The 18,042-nt window shown below is 37.0% G+C and carries 18 protein-coding genes; 6 read left to right on the forward strand and 12 right to left on the reverse strand.

The window, feature by feature from the left end:
* Positions 1 to 5 precede the first annotated feature (5 nt).
* Positions 6 to 890 (reverse strand): lysophospholipid acyltransferase family protein, encoded by an 885-nt coding sequence (locus V6R96_RS08365; protein WP_336378639.1) that lies wholly within the window; start codon positions 888 to 890, stop codon positions 6 to 8.
* A gap of 80 nt (positions 891 to 970) precedes the next feature.
* Between V6R96_RS08365 and V6R96_RS08370 the strand changes: the two genes are divergently transcribed.
* Positions 971 to 1,543: a thioredoxin family protein gene (locus tag V6R96_RS08370; RefSeq protein ID WP_336378640.1), complete on the forward strand. Its 573-nt coding sequence runs from the start codon at positions 971 to 973 to the stop codon at positions 1,541 to 1,543.
* 36 nt (positions 1,544 to 1,579) lie between these two features.
* Here the strand turns inward: V6R96_RS08370 and V6R96_RS08375 are convergent, their stop codons facing one another.
* The 4 genes from V6R96_RS08375 to V6R96_RS08390 all read right to left on the reverse strand — a co-directional run bounded on the left by V6R96_RS08375 (position 1,580) and on the right by V6R96_RS08390 (position 7,217).
* On the reverse strand, positions 1,580 to 2,941 hold the full coding sequence (locus tag V6R96_RS08375) for an aldehyde dehydrogenase (RefSeq protein WP_336378641.1): 1,362 nt from the start codon (positions 2,939 to 2,941) through the stop codon (positions 1,580 to 1,582).
* A 44-nt stretch (positions 2,942 to 2,985) separates the two neighbouring features.
* Positions 2,986 to 4,548: a hypothetical protein gene (locus V6R96_RS08380; protein ID WP_336378642.1), complete on the reverse strand. Its 1,563-nt coding sequence runs from the start codon at positions 4,546 to 4,548 to the stop codon at positions 2,986 to 2,988.
* 279 nt (positions 4,549 to 4,827) lie between these two features.
* Positions 4,828 to 5,874 carry an HlyD family secretion protein gene (locus V6R96_RS08385; protein ID WP_336378643.1) on the reverse strand — a complete coding sequence of 349 codons (1,047 nt, stop codon included), beginning with the start codon at positions 5,872 to 5,874 and terminating at the stop codon, positions 4,828 to 4,830.
* A gap of 5 nt (positions 5,875 to 5,879) precedes the next feature.
* Positions 5,880 to 7,217 (reverse strand): TolC family protein, encoded by a 1,338-nt coding sequence (locus V6R96_RS08390; RefSeq protein WP_336378644.1) that lies wholly within the window; start codon positions 7,215 to 7,217, stop codon positions 5,880 to 5,882.
* Between the two features lie 137 nt (positions 7,218 to 7,354).
* Between V6R96_RS08390 and V6R96_RS08395 the strand changes: the two genes are divergently transcribed.
* A complete protein-coding gene (locus V6R96_RS08395) occupies positions 7,355 to 8,158 on the forward strand; it encodes an AraC family transcriptional regulator (RefSeq protein WP_111958113.1) in 804 nt (267 codons plus the stop codon).
* Positions 8,159 to 8,415: 257 nt separating this feature from the next.
* On the opposite strand, the gene rplI is transcribed toward V6R96_RS08395, so the two are convergent.
* The 7 genes from rplI to V6R96_RS08430 all read right to left on the reverse strand — a co-directional run bounded on the left by rplI (position 8,416) and on the right by V6R96_RS08430 (position 14,439).
* The gene (rplI, locus tag V6R96_RS08400; protein ID WP_111958111.1) at positions 8,416 to 8,934 is read right to left on the reverse strand and encodes a 50S ribosomal protein L9; all 519 of its coding nucleotides are present in this window, start codon (positions 8,932 to 8,934) and stop codon (positions 8,416 to 8,418) included.
* A gap of 169 nt (positions 8,935 to 9,103) precedes the next feature.
* A complete protein-coding gene (gene rpsR / locus V6R96_RS08405) occupies positions 9,104 to 9,406 on the reverse strand; it encodes a 30S ribosomal protein S18 (RefSeq protein WP_034706728.1) in 303 nt (100 codons plus the stop codon).
* 31 nt (positions 9,407 to 9,437) lie between these two features.
* Entirely contained in the window at positions 9,438 to 9,779 is a 342-nt protein-coding gene (rpsF, locus tag V6R96_RS08410) for a 30S ribosomal protein S6 (RefSeq protein ID WP_034706729.1), read from the reverse strand.
* A 213-nt stretch (positions 9,780 to 9,992) separates the two neighbouring features.
* On the reverse strand, positions 9,993 to 11,345 hold the full coding sequence (locus tag V6R96_RS08415; RefSeq protein ID WP_336378645.1) for a chloride channel protein: 1,353 nt from the start codon (positions 11,343 to 11,345) through the stop codon (positions 9,993 to 9,995).
* 150 nt (positions 11,346 to 11,495) lie between these two features.
* Positions 11,496 to 11,849 carry a hypothetical protein gene (locus V6R96_RS08420; RefSeq protein WP_111958107.1) on the reverse strand — a complete coding sequence of 118 codons (354 nt, stop codon included), beginning with the start codon at positions 11,847 to 11,849 and terminating at the stop codon, positions 11,496 to 11,498.
* Between the two features lie 382 nt (positions 11,850 to 12,231).
* A complete protein-coding gene (locus tag V6R96_RS08425) occupies positions 12,232 to 13,548 on the reverse strand; it encodes a dihydrolipoamide acetyltransferase family protein (protein WP_336378646.1) in 1,317 nt (438 codons plus the stop codon).
* Positions 13,549 to 13,611: 63 nt separating this feature from the next.
* A complete protein-coding gene (locus V6R96_RS08430) occupies positions 13,612 to 14,439 on the reverse strand; it encodes an S-adenosyl-l-methionine hydroxide adenosyltransferase family protein (protein ID WP_111958103.1) in 828 nt (275 codons plus the stop codon).
* Positions 14,440 to 14,577: 138 nt separating this feature from the next.
* On the opposite strand from V6R96_RS08430, the gene V6R96_RS08435 reads away from it, so the two are divergent.
* The 4 genes from V6R96_RS08435 (at position 14,578) to V6R96_RS08450 (ending at position 18,035) form a co-directional block, all read left to right on the forward strand.
* Entirely contained in the window at positions 14,578 to 15,534 is a 957-nt protein-coding gene (locus V6R96_RS08435; protein WP_336378647.1) for a PhoH family protein, read from the forward strand.
* 123 nt (positions 15,535 to 15,657) lie between these two features.
* Positions 15,658 to 16,323: a porin family protein gene (locus tag V6R96_RS08440; protein ID WP_336378648.1), complete on the forward strand. Its 666-nt coding sequence runs from the start codon at positions 15,658 to 15,660 to the stop codon at positions 16,321 to 16,323.
* Positions 16,324 to 16,462: 139 nt separating this feature from the next.
* Positions 16,463 to 16,960, forward strand: coding sequence for a hypothetical protein (locus V6R96_RS08445; RefSeq protein ID WP_111958097.1), 498 nt, complete (start codon positions 16,463 to 16,465; stop codon positions 16,958 to 16,960).
* A gap of 412 nt (positions 16,961 to 17,372) precedes the next feature.
* Entirely contained in the window at positions 17,373 to 18,035 is a 663-nt protein-coding gene (locus V6R96_RS08450; protein ID WP_111958095.1) for an outer membrane beta-barrel protein, read from the forward strand.
* The last annotated feature ends 7 nt before the right edge of the window (positions 18,036 to 18,042 follow it).

The following is an 18,042-nucleotide window of genomic DNA, read 5'->3' on the forward strand; positions in this document are numbered from 1 at the left end:
CAGGATTATATTTTTTCAGCATCAAACGATTTAATAGAATCCTGGTACTTCCATTTTCTGTGTGACCAGAGATAATTGTCCGGGTGCTTATGTAAAGTGTTTTCCAGAAGCTTATGAAATTTTCTTACCACTTCATGTTCCGTAAACTTTTCACCGTCAGGATAGATCCTGTGGTAGTTTACCTGGTAGTATCCCCGTTTTACTTTCTTCATTTCACAGTAAATGAAGGCAAGGTCCATTCTGGTAGCCAGCTTATCGTATCCTATAAATGCAGGGGTTCTCTGGTGCAGGAACTCTAATCCGTAATTGACGTGGGCAACATGCGGGGTCTGATCCGCTACAAACATATAAGCCGATTCACCATCATTTTTAGACCTGAAGATATTCAAGATCACTTCATTGGCTTCCAGAGCTTCATTCCCAAACTTATTCCTAACTTTTTTCATCTGGTTCTCCCAGAAATCACTGTTTACTTTTCTGTATACCGGATGGCAATGTTTCTGCGGAATAATTCTTGCGAAAGCATTCATCCATTCCCAGTTAAAAACGTGTCCGGCAAGCATGATCACATTTTTTCCTTCTGCTTTAGCTTCATGGAATGCTTCCTGATTGATGTGCTGCATTCTTACCCGGGATTCCGTTTCAGAAATACTGAAAGATTTAATGGTTTCTACAAGATAATCTGAAAAATTAAGATAAAATTTCTTTCTTATAATTCTTATTTCTTCCTCAGACTTCTCAGGAAAAGAGTTTTGGAGATTCTGCGTAATTACCTTCTTGCGATAGCCTACCAGATAATAATTTAAGAAAAACATAACGTCCGAAAAAATATACAATACTTTAAGCGGAAGTTTAGAAATGAGATATAATATTTTGATTAGGAAATTCATAAAACATGCAAATCTAGTGATAATAAAATTATGGTTCTATTTTTGCTTGCAATAAGTATTATTTTTTTTATTTTTATGTTATGAAAAAATTGTCGATCATAGCTTTTCTTGGACTAAGCATACTTGCTTTTTCTCAGGAAACCAAAAATGTACCGGAAGCAAGAAAGCAGGATAATGCCCTTCTGGTAAAACCTGATCATGCAGAGCTGGATGCGAAGAAGAAAGCAGCAGAAGAAAAAGCAAAACTTCCCAAACCTTATGATCCTAAAGCTAATGCTGAAGCTGATATTAACAAGCTAGTAGCTCAGGCTAAAAAAGAAGGTAAGAATATTGTGATTCAGGCCGGAGGAAACTGGTGTATCTGGTGCCTGCGCTTTAATAATTTTGTTCAAAACACTCCTGAGTTGAAGGAAACTGTAGATAAAAACTATCTGTATTATCATTTGAATTATTCCCCGGAAAATAAAAATGAAAAAATTTTTGCTAAATATGTGGACATTAAAGAAAAGCTTGGCTATCCTTTTTTCATAGTTTTGGATAAAAACGGAAAAATGATTCATGTTTTAAAAGACAGTTCTGTTCTTGAAGAAGGAAAAGGATACAGCAAAGAAAAAGTAAAAGAGTTCTTTGACCAGTGGGCTCCAAAGTCATAAAAAATATAACCGGGAAATTCTTCCCGGTTTTTTTATTTACAGCAGTTTCCTGATCCAGCTTAATTTTTTATCTGAATAAGGCGGATATTTTATATCAGGCTCGCCCCAGGTTGCTTTTTCAAGAATGGATTTCTGATGAGAAAATGCCTCAAAACCATATACTCCATGATAACTTCCAATACCTGAGTTTCCAACCCCTCCAAAAGGAAGACGGTCATTTCCTAAATGCATGATCACATCATTAATGCATCCTCCACCAAACGACAATTTCGTGGTGAACGCTTCTTTTTCTTCAGAATTCCGGGTAAAAAGATAAGCGGCCAGCGGTTTTTCAAACTCCAGGATGGTAGTAAGAACCAAATTAAAATTGGTAAAGCTAATAACAGGAAGTATTGGGCCGAAAATTTCTTCCTGCATAACATCATCTTCCCAGCTTACATTATTCAGAAGGGTAGGCTCTATAAATAGGTTCTTTTCATCGAAATTTCCACCAAAGTAAATTTTCTCTTTATCGATTAGCTTTACCAAACGTTGGAAGTTTCTTTGATTGATAATTCTTGTATAATGTTCAGAGTCCGATCCGTACTTAAATTCCATAATATACTTTCTCAGTGTTTCCAAAAACTGTTCATGGATAGGTTCTTCGACCAGCAGATAATCCGGTGCTACACAGGTTTGTCCGGCATTGAGGAATTTCCCCCATATAATTCTTTTGGCAGCTACCTCAAGATCTGCATCTTTGGTTACAATAGCGGGCGATTTTCCGCCCAATTCAAGCACAACAGGCGTTAAATGTTCTGCAGCAGCCTGATAAATGATCTTTCCAACCTTAGTGCTTCCGGTAAAGAATATTTTGTCGAATTTTAACTTTAAAAGCTCTGTGGTTTCACCAATACCGCCTTCATACACATACAGATATTCGGGAGGGAAATTTTCATTGATGATTTTTGCCATTGCCTTCATTGTGTTTTCTGCAATTTCACTTGGTTTTAAAACGCAACAGTTTCCTGCTGCCAGCGCAGCAATTACAGGGGAAAGCGACAATTGATAAGGATAATTCCATGCACCTATAACAAGAACATTTCCTAGAGGTTCTGGATAAATTTTACTTTTTCCAAGTTGATTGGCCAGGTTGGTCCTGACTCTTTTAGGTTTTGAAAGTGCATTTAAATTCTTCAGATAATACTTAATATCATTCAAAACAAAGGAAATCTCTGTGGTAAAAGTATCAAACTTTGATTTGCCGAAATCTTTGTAAACAGCTTCATACAAAAGCTCTTCATTCTTTATAATAATATCACGGAGCTTTTCAAGATACATTTTTCTGAACTTGATATTCTTCGTTTGCTGTGTCTTGAAAAAAGCTTTCTGATGATCTACGATTTCCTGAATTCCCATTACAATTCAAATTTCGGAAAGTACAGCAAATTTTCGGCCTAAAATCACATAATATTTCTCACCGCAATTTTCATAGGGTGGTAAAGCAGTAAAGCAAACGCCGTGATCAATGCCAGCCAGAACAGTCCTGTGAAAATTTCCATATTGGAAAGGAGGATCGACTGGGCTGTTATTTTTGCTTTAAAGGCTCCGGCAGTCACTGATAAAGACTCATTCACGGGCAGTTTAGAGAGTTGAGCTCCGAATATCTGGTTCCATTGACTGTAAAAAACCGGATTGGTATCTGTAAGATTAAAGCTTAAAGTATCAGAATGCTTTAAGGTTAAAAAAAGCATCAGGTTCTGCATTAAAGCATAGCCGATAGCAGTGGTCCAGAAACGGGTTGTAGTTCCTAAAGCTGTTGCATTGGAGAGATATTCTTCCGGCGTTCCGGAAATAAGAAAGAAAACAAGGGGCGTAAACAGTAAGCCCTGAGCAATTCCCTGCAGAAGTAAAGGCGGGCAGATTGTAGAAAGGGTAGTGTCCGGATAAAATGTATACGTAAACCATGCACAGTCTACTGCCAGCAGCAAAAATCCGGTAAAAAAAACAATCCTTGAAGAAATGCCACGCATCAGGCAGATCCCCGATAAAAAAATACCAATAAACGTCCCTGCCACATTCCAGTATTGAATGTTGACAATATAGTCCCATGGCCATTTCCAGACCGTTGCCATAATGCTGTAAACATTGTTCAGGCCGGAACGGATCAGATAAAAAATAAAAAAAAGGATCATCCCGGCAATCACATTCTTTGAGCTGAATACTTCAAAATGAAAGATCGGTCTTTTGGAATTCCTTTGCTTCAGCATAAACAATCCTCCTGAAAGAAGAAATATAAAAAGACACATGATAATGGTATCAGACTCAAACCACATCAGTCTTTTTCCGTAAATGATGGCATACCCTCCTGACTGAAGACAGGCCCACAACAGGAACCAACTTGTGATGTCCAGTTGATAAAGCGGCATTTTAGGAAAAAACCGGTTGGTATTGAAAAGAGCGATTCCGATAACCAGGACAAAAACATGAAAATAAACCATCATCAAGATCATATGCCGGAAATCATAATTTTCAATGCTTGATTTAAGTAGTGATGTAGTGACTGTTCCTCCTGTGAGCATGATGGTATACATGAAAAGATAGGCTATTACCTTAGCGTGTTTGGTTTTCAATTCAGCAATGATCAGTGGGAGAAAAATAGCGCCTTCCAGCAGCCCGAAAATGCCTTCCAGAAATCTTATGACCAGGATGACCTGGTAATTGTTGGTAACCGAGAGGGCATAAAGAATGATCACAGAAATGGAAGACATCAGCAAAACATAATATTTAACGCTGAAATAAGCCATAAACCTCTGTAAAACCAAAAGAGTGACCACAAAGGTTCCATACATTAGAATCAATAAATACTGGATGTCATCTGAATCTACATCCATAAAAGAAGAAGTGAAGGCGCTATTGGAATGCAAAAGCGACAACAACATCAGGTGGGGAAATAGAGCCAACACCAGAAGCGGCAGCTTCAGCCATTGCGGGACCCATTTGTGATAAACTGTATTATGCTGCATAAGATGTGTAAATGCGATAATTGGTGATTATTAATTTAATACGAAGGCATAGATATTTTTTCACTTTTTCATCGAAATAAAATGCGGAAAGACAAAGAGCAGAATGTAAAAGTAAAAGGTAAGATGACAAACGCTAAAGAATAACCAAAAGCCTGTCGCTGCAGTCCCGTCTTTCCGCTAAAAAAATCTAATCTGGCTGTTATTGATGTAGAAATTGGATTTGTTTACTATCTTTCACTCTAAAATTCTAAAAGCTTAAAACCCTCCCACACAAAAACTTTATATCTTCTTCGCGCTCACCAGGACATTCATTCCGGAAAGCAGTTTTTCGTTATTTTGATTGGTATTGAGAATGATTTTTACCGGAAATCTCTGTTCGATTTTGACAAAGTTTCCCGTAGCATTATCAGGCTTTACCAGAGAAAACTGTGAGCCTGATGCTGGCGATACGGAAACTACTTTTCCTTTAAACTCAATTTCAGGATAGGCATCTGCAGTAATTGTTACTTCCTGTTTTGTATCAATCTGGCCGAGTTGGGTCTCCTTATAATTGGCAATGATCCATTTTTCTTTGCTTACCATTTGTACCAGAGCCTGGCCTTCTTTGATCAGCTGTCCTTCCTGGATTGTTTTTTTGCCTACCCAGCCATCGTACGGAGCGGTGATCACAGTATATGAAAGAAAAAGTCTGGCATTATTAAGATTTGCGGAACTCTGCTGGATCTGGCTTTTTACCGGGGCAACTTTGGTCTGCTGTTCATTAGCACCAGCTTTTACTGAATTTTTCTGTTGTTCTAAGGCTAAAAGATTGGCTTTGGCCTGCTCGTAAGAGGCTTTTATATTCTCAAACTGCTGTTCGGTAGCGGCGTCTTCAGAAACCAGGTTCTTATACCTCTTAAAATCCTGTTCCGTTCTCCATATATCAATTTTTGCTGAAGCTATTTTGGCATCAATAATCTTTGAATCAATTTTCTTTGTATTAACCCCACTTTCAATGGTTGTGATGTTTTCTGCATTGGCATGAAGGCTGGCCTCAGCCATTTTTACCTGGTTGACAAATTCCCTGTTATCGATAACAATCAAGGTATCTCCTTTGTGCACGAACTGGTTTTCTTCAAAACGTATGCTTTTAATGAATCCTGAAACCTTACTGGAAACAGGGGTAATATACTGTTCGATCTGAGCATCGTTTGTGGTGACGTTTTTTCTTGAGAAGAGATAGAAACTTACCATGCCTGTGATGCCGCTGATGATCAGGATCCAGGCCAGAAGTGTAATTGACTTGTTGATTCTTTTTTCCTTTTGTGTCAGTTGTTTCTTTGCCATAGTTTTTATAAGTTTCCAATCGTGTACTGGAGTTGATAATATTTTAGTTGTCGGTTAATTTTTACGGAGATAAGATTGGATTCAGCTTCCAGATAAGCATTATCTGCATCGATGAGTTCTGTGATCAGGCTTAGTTTATTCGCATATTTTGTCTTTACAATACGGTAGTTTTCTTTGGCCTGGCCAATGGCTTCTTCAGCAATCTTCACTTTCTGATCGGTTTCTTCGAATTTTTTATAAGCTTCATAAACGGTATGTCTTACCTTTTCATCATTCTCTTCAATCTGGAGCTTTGCCAGATCAATATTTTCCCGGGCTTCCTGCATCTTGTATTTGTTTTTATACAGATTTTCGATGGGATAAGTAAGATTCACTCCAAGCATTCCCAAACGGTAGGCGTAGGGCTCAGGAGGGAAAAACATCATATTGGGATATTTGATAAAGTATTCTCCTCCTGCCATAATTTTGGGTAAATAATTTGCTTTTATAATTTTTTGATCCAGTTCTTTTAACGAAAGATTTTTGTGGGTCATTTCTACGGATTCGTTCTTACTTAAAGCAGTTTCTGTCAGTTCATCAATATAGGGAATCGTAGCTCTGTCGGAGATAAGATCCTCCGTATCTACATGCATTTCCTGGTTTTCAGGAAGAGAAAGGATGGTTTTAAGCTTGTGTTCAGCAATTTGTATATCGTTGTCCAGTTCTGTCCAGCTCATAGTATGGTTGGAAAGCTGTAAAGCTGTTCTCAGAACTTCATTTACCGTAACAACTCCATTGGCTTTTAAAGCTTTTACCTGTTTTATATTTACAGAATCCTCTTTCATTTTATCATTGATAAGATTTTGCTGTTCCTTTAAATGATGGATCTGAAGAAAAGCAGTAATGATCTCCATTTTAAGCTGCCTTTCATCCTGATGGGTTTGCAAGGCTGAAATTTCGGTATCAATAGAAGCTTTTTTCTCTGAATTCCTGATTTTCCCACCCATATACACAGGTATTGATGCCGAAAGCGTAAAATCATACATCCCGTTAATAACATCATATTTCGTGGCTTTATTGAAAATGCCGTTTTGATGCTGGAAAAGATTAGTTACCTGACTATAGCTGGTGTGAAATTCTATATCCGGAAGTTTTTCCATGGCAAGATCCTTTTCCCTGGTGACAGACATTTCCTTTTTTAAGTGGCTTATCTGTATATTTTTGTTGTTTTTCAAACCGGTCTCAATAGCCTGTTGAAGGCTGATATGCTGATAATCGATCATTTGTGAGTGTAAAAAACTGCCTGTAAGCAGTAAGCACAACGTCATGCACTGATATTTACATGCGTTAAATATCATATTCATAATTTAATTAAAGGATTTTTGCTAAAATGATTTTGATGTTGCAAAGTTACGATGCGAAGTATGGGACCTGATTTGTGAAAGCAGAAAAAGATTTGCTCATTTACGCCAATTTAAAATTTTCTTTATACCTTTATTGTATGAATGACAGCCATTTTAAAGCGGTAGAAGATGATGATGCAGAATTTTATGTGTATAATGTGCTTACAGGAGATGTTACCACAGATATTCATCATCACAGTTCTGCCCAGTTGGTATATGCAGAAGGCGGAATCGTTCATGTTTTTACGGATCTTAAACATTGGTATCTTCCGGCAAGATGCTTTATGTGGATCCCGGCAGGAACTCCGCATTATATTTTCTCAACCAGCCCAAAAGTAGATTTATACAATTTTTATTTTAAAAAAGAGGAGAATGAAAGTGGCTTCTTTGATGAAATTAATATCTATTCGGTCAGTCACTTGCTCAGGGAAATGATCTTGTATACCAAAGACTGGGATGGGAAAATCACAAAAAATGATGGTGCTAAATATTATTTCCTTAAAGCCTTAAAAGGAATTCTTCCCGAAAAAAGAGATAAAAAGCTGGCTTTTCCGGTTCAGCATCCTTTTCCAAAAGATGAAACCCTTCTGAAGATTGCCAAATACATCCATGCTAACCTTGAAAAACCTCTTACCATTGAATCTACGGCGAAAGAATTCGGAATGAGCACCAGAACTCTCTCTCGGAAGTTTAAAGAGATTTTAGGCATGAATTACGTCCGTTTTTTACGGGCGCTGAGAATCACCCGTTCACTGGAATTAATGTTGGAAGGCAAATACAATATGTACGAAATAGCGATGATGGTAGGCTATAACAGCCTTTCTTCATTCAGTAATATCTTTAAAAAAGTAATTGGGGTACCGCCTACAGAATATCAGCAGAAACTGAAAGGAGATAAGTAGGTTGTGGAGAGTAGGAGAGTTTGAGAGTTTTTTGGAGGTTCCGTGATTTGTGATATAGAGTAGCGTTGAGGAATTCAATGGGAAAAGAAATAAATATTTACCTCAAGCTTTTCCTGACCCTAATTCTCCTTCCTTGAAGGGGTGGATTTTTGCAACGCAAAAAGACGGGGTAGTTAAAAAGATATTAATACAACAAATACAAAAAAAACCACTTCAAAGGAAGTGGTTTATATATTTGAGAAAATCTCTTTAGAATCTTAAGCTTCTTCAGAAGGAGTTTCTTCTACTACTTTAGCTTTAGGAGCAGCTGGTTTAGGAGCTTCTACCGGAGCGTCAGATACGATGTCGAATTCAAAGTTGTACTCAACATTTCTGTGTAGTCTGATGTTTGCAGTAACTTTACCAGTTCTTTTAATAGTGTTCCCTGGGATTTTGATGTATTTCTTCTCTACAGAAACTCCAGCTTTAGCAAGAGCAGCAGAAAGATCTGCATTGTTGATAGATCCGAATAACTTGTCGCCAGAACCTACTTTTGCAGGAATAGTAACAGAAGTTTTCTTTAACTGATCTACTACAGCGTTAGCAGCAGCGATTAATTTAGCTTCTTCTTCTTTTCTAGCTTCTAAAGTAGCTTCAAGAGCTGCTTTGTTTTTAGGAGTTGCTAAAAGTGCAATTCCTTGAGGAAGTAAGAAGTTTCTTGCATAACCAGGCTTTACGCTTACTGTATCAAACTCAAGTCCTAAGTTTTCTACGTCTTTTTTTAGGATGATATCCATTGTTGTTGTCCTTTTTTTAGAATTTAGATGCTGGAAATTAGAAATTAGATGGAAGACAATGTCTGTTTATCTGAAATCTTAGATCTCTTATCTAAAATCAAGTTAGAATTAAATTATTTATTCAGCAACAAAAGAAGAGGTTGTCCTCTTCTCTTATTTATTTTTTGTCTTATTTCAATAAGTCAGCTACGTAAGGTAGTAAAGAAAGGTGTCTTGCTCTTTTGATAGCAGCAGAAACTTTTCTTTGGTATTTTAAAGAAGTTCCAGTGTATCTTCTTGGTAAGATTTTACCTTGCTCGTTTACAAACTGTAATAAGAAATCAGCATCTTTGTAATCAACGTGCTTAATTCCGTATTTTTTGAATCTACAATATTTCTTTTCAGATTTTGTATTGATATCAAGTGGAGTAAGGAATTTTACTTCAGATTCTCCTCCAGCTGAGGCTTGTTTAGCCATTTCGTCTATTGCCATGTCTTGTCTTTTTTTAAAATAGGGTTAATAATTAAGCTCTAGCCGCTTTGATTTTAGTTCTTCTAGTTACAGCGTACTCAACAGCGTGCTTGTCAAGTTTTGTAGTCAGGTAACGGATTACTCTTTCGTCACGTTTGAATGCTAATTCTAAATCAGCAACTACAGTACCTTCACCTTTAAACTCGATTAAAGTGTAGAATCCATTCTTTTTCAATTGAATTGGATAAGCTAGTTTTTTTAATCCCCAGTTTTCTTTGGCAACGATTTCACAGTTCTTTTCTTTTAAAAGATCTTCAAATTTTTTCACTGCTTCCTCTACCTGAGCATCAGATAGAACGGGAGTTAAAATGAAAACAGTTTCGTAATTGTTCATAATGTTAAATGAATTTGTTAATTATTTCGAGGTGCAAAATTAGAAAATATATTTGTAATATACAACAGTTGTGCGAAATAGTTGACAGTTACAGGTTGCTGTTTTTTAGTTTAAAATTGACAGTGAGAAATTTGATACTCTGTTTTTTTTTAATTCCTTTGCTAACTTCAAACCAAAAAATAACAGGAATCGCTAATAAATATAATGATTCTATTAATCTTTCTCTCTGATTTCCGTCAGAAAATTTACCTTGATCACATCATACAGAGAATGTCTGCTTACTAAAATAGAAACAATGGAAGAGACCATTCCTGCCAGCATCAGGTGGAAGATCAGGGAATGTCTGTCCGTCATTTCAAGTACGATAATAGCGGAAGTAAAGGGAGCTCTTGTAATTCCGGTAAGAAAAGCTACCATTCCTGCGAGGATTACTACATTGGTTTCGTTGGGCGTCAAATGAATGGCCCCGGAGATTACAGATCCTATACTGGCACCCGCACTCAGGGCCGGGGCGAAAATTCCTCCTGCACCACCTGAGGTAAAAGACAGGGCAGGGCCAAGCATTCTTAAGATTGGGACATACCATTCTTCATGTTTGTCGCTAGTAAAAAGCACACGTTCCATGATTTCTTTTCCGGATCCAAGAATCTCGCGGTTGATAAAATATGCTATGGAAGCAATAAACAGTGCGCAAAGCACCAGAAAAATAATATTGGCTTTATCTGTTTTAAGTTTTCTTTTTTTCCAGTCACTCATCTTAAGCATCATTACGGAAAGCTGGCTGGCCAGGATTCCGGAAGTTCCTGCGACAAGGATAATCGGAAACATAACCATCAGAGATACATCATTGGTTTTAGGATAGCCTAAATATAAATAGGATCCCGCTAAAGTCTGGGCTGTTAAGCCCGCAATAATCACTGCCGTAAATAAAGCAGTTTTGAAGTAATTGATATGTGTTTTGGAAAGTTCTTCTACGGCAAATACAATTCCTCCTAAAGGCGTATTAAATGCTGCTGCAAGTCCTGCCGCTGCACCGGTCATGATCATGTTCTTCTTTGAGATTTTCGGCCACCAGTGCGGAAGGTATTCATTGACCTTTCTGAATACAGAACCGGCAATTTGGATGGTAGGTCCTTCACGCCCTACAGCACCACCTCCGATTACCAGAATGACAGATGAAATAATTTTAAAAACGATGATTTTAAGACTTAAAAGGCTCCTGATTTTGGTATGTTCCTTCGGATTGGCAAGTTCTACAGCGGCCATCACCTGCGGAATACCGCTGCCTTTGGCGTTGGGAGCAAATTCTTTCACCAGCCACCATGAAAGGACAAAACCAATGGGAGCAATAATAAAGATCATCCACGAATGCCAGTTCATCATGAAATGCAACAGATGTTCTCCCCATGCAAATATCTTAGCATACATCACCGCAAAAAAGCCGGTGATCACTGAACCGATCCAGAAGGGAATGGCCTGCAGCAGATTGTTTTTCAGCTGCTCGTTGCGGATATTGTCAAAAGACTTTTTAAGGCCTGTTCGGATGAGAGAGAAAATTTTCAGCATTTGTGGACTGGGACATTTTATTAAACCGAAAAATAGGGAAATTAGATGGTATTAAAAAATCCTATTAAAAAAGTTCCCACGGATTTGAGATAAATACATATAGGGGCTTCCCAAAAGGAAGCTTTTATATTGTATTGATAAAAGCAATGATTAATACTGTGGATTGAAAATAGCAATATAGGCTACACAATAAAGAATCAGTACAACAGCCGAAAATTTCAGATTGGCATTCCTGAGGATGTATTTATTATTGATGTGCAGGATGAGTGCTTCAATAAGAATACAAAAAAACCAGATAGCATGAAAAGCAAACATAATTATCAGGTAACCTAAAACGTCCCAGCCGTTAGCATTAAATATCACAGCTGTAAAACCTATAGTTCCGGCTATAAATATGGCAAGACGAATAAGAATATGCTTTGCAGTATTTGGCTTCTTTTCTGAAACAAATATTGTATGATCATCTTCTTTGATCTCAAAAAGTTCTCTTAGCTCATTATCCATTATCGCTGTTTTTGATAGAGCTTAATAAAGAAAGGTAAGATGCCGACATAGCCCAGAAGGCTTATTACGCCACAAACACGGTATACGTACATGATATCATTAATGTTGAAAAATCCTATGATAAATTCAACAAAATAAGTGGCAATGATGATGCATAATGAAATAATTGCAATTAAAGTTACTTCTTTCATATTTAAGATGGGGTTGTGATGTTTTATTAAGATTATTGTGTTTTATGGTTAGTTTCGTATTTAACTCAAATGTACAGATAATCTTTTAATAGTAAAAAAACCTCCGGATTTTTCGGAGGTTTTGTATGGTAAGATGTTTGATAAGTTCCGCATGACCTTTAAATAATGAGTCCCTTATCAGTTATCAGGTATTAAATTTCTGTATTCAGATCCCAGTTCTGAAGATAATCATGAACATGCTTCAGCATCATCCCTCCTAAAGATCCGTCTACCACTCTGTGGTCATAAGAGTGAGACATAAACATCAGCTGACGGATGGCAATTACATCACCGTCTTTAGTTTCAAGAACTGCAGGCTTTTTAACGATAGCACCAATAGCTAAGATAGCGACCTGAGGCTGAGGAATAATAGGAGTTCCCATAAGGTTTCCGAAACTTCCCACGTTAGAAATGGTATACGTTGCTCCCTGAGTATCTTCCGGTCTTAGTTTTTTGTTTCTCGCTCTGTACGCCAAATCGTTGATCGCTTTTGCTAAGCCTGAAAGCGATAACTGATCAGCGTTTTTAATTACAGGAACGATAAGGTTTCCGTCCGGCAGAGCTGTAGCCATACCGATATTGATATTTTTCTTTTTAATGATATTTTCACCGTTAATAGAAACATTGATCATTGGGAAATCCTGGATAGCTTTCACTACAGCTTTCACGAAAATTGGCATGAAAGTCAGTTTTTCTCCTTCACGTTTTTCGAAAATATCTTTATGCTTGTTTCTCCACTTTACAACGTTGGTAACGTCTGTTTCGATGAAAGAAGTAACATGTGGAGCAATCTGTTTTGCTTTTACCATGTTTTCAGCAATGATCTTTCTCATTCTGTCCATTGGAATGATCTCGTCACCTGCTGCTACAGGAACCGTAGAAACCGGTGCTGAAGCCGGAACTTTTGGCGCTGCCGGAGTTGTTGGTTGTGCAGAAACAGCCTGCTGAGCCGGCTGGTTTCCTCTGTTGGAAACGTATGCTAATATATCTTCTTTTGTGATTCTTCCTTCTAAACCACTTCCTTTAATCGTTTTAAGCTCAGATTCAGAAATGTTTTCCTGCTGTGCAATTGATTTTACCAATGGTGACAGGTAAAGGTCTCCTGAAAACTCTACATTGGAAGCTGCAGCCTGTAACGGCTCTTCAATAGCTTTTAAAGTTTCTGTATCCGGAGCGGCTGCCGGAGTTTCTGTTTGTACTTCTTCTGAAGCTGTATTTCCGCCTTCTCCTTCAATTTCTAAAATGGCAATGGCCTCACCAACTTTAGCAACCTCGTCCTTTTGTTTCAGGATTTTTACAATTTTCCCCGAAACCGGTGTCGGAACGTCTGAATCTACCTTATCTGTTGCAATTTCAACTACGGAATCATCCTCTTTTACATTATCACCTTCATTGAATAACCAAGTGATAATTGTCGCTTCCATAACACCTTCTCCCATGGAAGGAAGCAATAATTTGTATTCTGCCATTTTTAATTTTTAGATTTTGACAAATATATAAAAAAAATCGGTTTTTTTATGGAATATATAATCTTAGACAAATTCAACGTAGATATTCTCGCCTACATTGAGCCCAAACAGGCTTTTAGCCCCGTTTTTTTTACTCCCTTTATAGATGGTGAGCTCCAAAAGCTGACTATCATTGAAGATCGCTGCCGACTGTCCGTGGAATTCTGTTTCCCTTTCCCAGTCGGAAACCACTTCCGTATGGCTGGAATATACCCTTGAAAGTGTTAAATTTCTGAATTTTATAGTAAAGCCTTCATTTCCTTTGCCTGTGTTTTCAAAAAAATCTTTACTGATATTTGAGATTATATTTCCGAAATTATCAATATAGGTTACTTCTCCAATGATCATTTTTTCAGATTCATTGAAGACAGGTTTCGGAAAAAGAAGTTCCTTTGCCGAATCTATTTTCCGGCCAATTACTTCTGGAAGTCCGCCATTCGCAAGATGTACTGCTGCAGGCACAAAAACATCGGTGGAAGTAAAGTTTACCACATCATCGAAGCGGTTGTTCAAAGTGATTTCGTATATCGCTTCCGGTTTTATATCAAAAAAGACAAGGCTTAAAAGTCCGTTGTCTGCTGCTAAAAAGTAGGAGCCGTCTGCCTTATAAAGAATGTTTTTTCTGGATCTGTTGTAAAAACTGTCTACAGAAAGAATGTGAATTGTCCCCTTAGGGAAATATTTATAGGCGTTGCGTACAATATATGATGTCTGTATCAGGTTGAAAGCTTGAATTTCGTGGGTTATATCAACAATATTAACCTTAGAATTTAAAGACAGAATTTTGCCTTTCACAGCGGCAACTCTGTAATCTAAATTTCCGAAATCCGAAGTAAGGGTAATAATTGACATGGATCGTTGATAGAATAAATAGTGTTTCCTGCAAAGTTATTTAAAATAAAAAGAAAGCCCCAAAAGATTGTAGAAAAGAATTGATATAAATTTGAAAAAAAGCTTTAATTTTAAAATCTAATAAAAATAAAATACTGCATGTTTGAATTAACATATGATTTAGAAGACATCGATGTAAAGACCTTCTATGGCGTTAATAACCAATATTTCAACTTATTAAAATCAAGCTTTCCTACCCTTAAGATTACCGGAAGAGACCATTTTGTCTTTGCAATGGGTAATCAGGAAGCATTAGATATACTCAGACAGAAACTGGATAATCTTGTAAAATTTATCTCTGAAAACAATTCTATCGCTTTAAAAGACGTTGAGAATGTCCTGAATATTAAGGACGAGAATGAAAAACAACTGATTTTCGACCAGGATATTATTGTAAAGGGGGTCAACGGTAAGATCATTAAAGCTAAAACTACCAATCTTAAGAAACTGGTAAAAGAAACCGAGAAAAAAGATATGGTTTTTGCGATAGGACCTGCGGGAACCGGAAAAACGTATACCAGTGTGGCTTTGGCAGCGAGAGCTTTGAGAGATAAAGAGGTGAAAAGAATTATCCTGACGAGACCTGCGGTAGAAGCAGGAGAGAGCCTTGGATTTTTACCCGGAGATCTTAAAGAAAAGCTGGATCCGTATTTGCAGCCTTTATATGATGCGCTTAGAGATATGATCCCTCATGAAAAACTGGAAGGGTTTATGGAGAAGAAAGTGATTGAAGTCGCTCCGTTGGCTTTTATGCGAGGGCGTACGCTGGATGATGCCTTTGTAATTCTTGATGAAGCACAGAATACAACTCATGCCCAAATGAAAATGTTTCTGACAAGAATGGGGATGAATGCTAAATTCATCATCACAGGAGATCCAACCCAGATCGATCTGCCGCCGAAACAACAATCCGGATTGAAAGAAGCTATGAGAATTCTTAGAGATGTTAAAGAAATCGGTTTTGTACACCTTACTGAAGAAGATGTTGTAAGACATCCTGTTGTGAAAAAGATCATCCTGGCATACAACGAAGAGGACAAGAGACTGAAGGATTAATTGGAACTGCTTGAACCGAATGTTTTTACATTTAGTATTAATTGTTTGTGATAATATTTTTACTCACTATTTGGTGTTCTAAAAAAAAAACTTAGTTTTGTGACCGAATACTAAAAAATAATCATGAGAAAATTTTTACTTATTGCAGCGGCGGCTGTAGTTAGCGCTAATCTAAGCGCTCAAGAAACAAGATTCGGGGCTAAAGCCGGTTACTCACTTTCAACTTTAAAATTTAAAGACGACGGGAATTCTGAAAATACAGATCCTTCACACACTTTCTATGCAGGTGTTTTGGTAGAGCATAAACTAAGTGATAAATTTGCTCTTCAGGGTGAAGTTTTATACTCGCCACTAGGAGGTAAAATTACTGAAAGAGTGGAAGATGAGGATGAAGCAGGTACATTCTTTAACATTAAGAACAAGACCACTTTCGGGACTATTTTGATTCCTGTTTCTGCTAAATACTTCATTACTGAAGGTTTATCAGTTTCTGCCGGAGCAAGTTTCGGACTTATCATTTCTGCAAAAACAAAAACTGTAGCAGATCTTGGTTTGGGAATGATTCCAGGATTCGAAATCTCTGCAGACGATGAGAGAGACATTAAAGACCAGGTTAACACTTTGAATATTGCTCCTTTCCTGGGTGCTGAGTATGCTTTGGAAAATGGTTTGTTTTTTGACGCCAGATACAACATGGGAGTTTCTAACTTAGCTAAGGATTCCGGAGATGGAAAACTGACTAACAGCTTCTTCCAGGTAGGTGTTGGGTTCAAATTCGGAGGAAACTAATTTTTAAGAACTTGTTAAAAATATGAAGCGGGCCAATTTAGGCCCGCTTCTTTTGTTTCTAAGAGACGTCTCCCGTTAATTTTATGTTAATAATAAAAATATTTAGTAATTTTGCAACATCAATCAAACTATTTAAAAAATGAAAAAACTATTTTTACTAGGTGCTTTTGCACTGCTAGGCGGTGCTGCACAGGCGCAGGAAGGTTTTAAACTGGGAGGTCACATCGGTGTTCCGGTAGGTGATGCTGGTGATGCTTCTTCATTTACATTAGGAGTGGATGCTGCCTATATGTGGAACATTACAAAAGGACTTGATCTTGGAGTTACCACAGGGTATTCACATTTCTTTGGAAAAGATAACTTTGATGATTTCGGATTTATTCCTGTAGCAGTTTCCGGTAAATATAAATTCTCAGGAGCTCCTATCTTTGTAGGATTGGATCTTGGATACGGAATTTCTACAAAAGATGGAGTAGATGGTGGTTTCTATGCTCAGCCTAAATTTGGATACCAGATGTCTACAGGTGAACTTTATTTAGGATACCAGACAATCAGCAACAAGCGTGACTACGGATGGTATACAGCCAACTGGAACGTAGGTGCCATTAATATTGGATACAACTTCTTCATCAAATAAGAAAAAGTAGAAAATAATTCAGAACTCCGGCTGTTAAAGGCCGGAGTTTCTTTTTTACAATGTATACTTAATAAAGAAGAAAAATTGTCTATAGGTATAAATATTTGCTTAATATTAAGACTAATATGTTAAATATTAACGGTTTATAATCTTATTATTCATGATGTTTATGGAAAAAAAACATAATTTAAAGAAAATGGTAAAATTAAATAAACTAAGTATTTTTCGCTGTTATTGAAAAATTGTAATTTTTTTATTCTAAATATTGTGAAAAAATCAAAATCCTGTAATGAATATGCTTTATTTTCGGAAAACACCAATGTTTATCGATGATATTAATCACGTTAACAAATTTTAATATTAGCGAGAGCCACTGTAAATTTGCCCTCAGAAAGTATTAAAATTTTTTAAAATGAAAAAATTATTATTAGCGGGTGCTGTTGCACTTTTCGGTTTATCTAATGCTCAAATTGCAAAAGGAACTGCATATATTTCAGGACAAGTTGGTTATTCTCAGGAAGAAAACAACAACAATGATACTAAAGTAGAAAGCTTCAGAATCGTTCCAACTGCAGGATACTTTGTAGGGACTAACCTTGCTGTAGGTTTAGGAGTAGGTTATGCAAGTGATAAAGTTACTAAAACTACAACTGGATCAATTGCAGGTGGTAGCTTTGTTTCTGAAACTAAAGGTACTCAATCTGCATTTGTTGTTGCTCCTTTCGTAAGAAAATATTGGACTTTAGCTGACAAATTATATATCTTCGGTCAATTAGAAGTTCCAATGGAATTCGGACAATTTAAAGACGAAGCTACAACAACTACTACAATAGGATCAACTACGAACACTGCGTCTACTTCTGACAAAGCTAACTATACTTCAATCGGTGTTAACGTTAAGCCAGGTTTAGATTATTTCTTAAACAAAAACTGGAGCATTGAAGCTACTATCGGTGAATTTGGATACAACACTTCTAAATTAGACGTTGATGGTGCTAAGAGCGTAAACAACTATAAGTTCGGTTTGAATTTATCTTCTGTAACTTTCGGAGTTAAATATGTATTTGCTAAGTAATTAACAA

It is taken from the genome of Chryseobacterium sp. CCNWLW53 (genome assembly GCF_037083525.1).
GTDB classification, from domain to species: Bacteria; Bacteroidota; Bacteroidia; order Flavobacteriales; family Weeksellaceae; genus Chryseobacterium; species Chryseobacterium lathyri.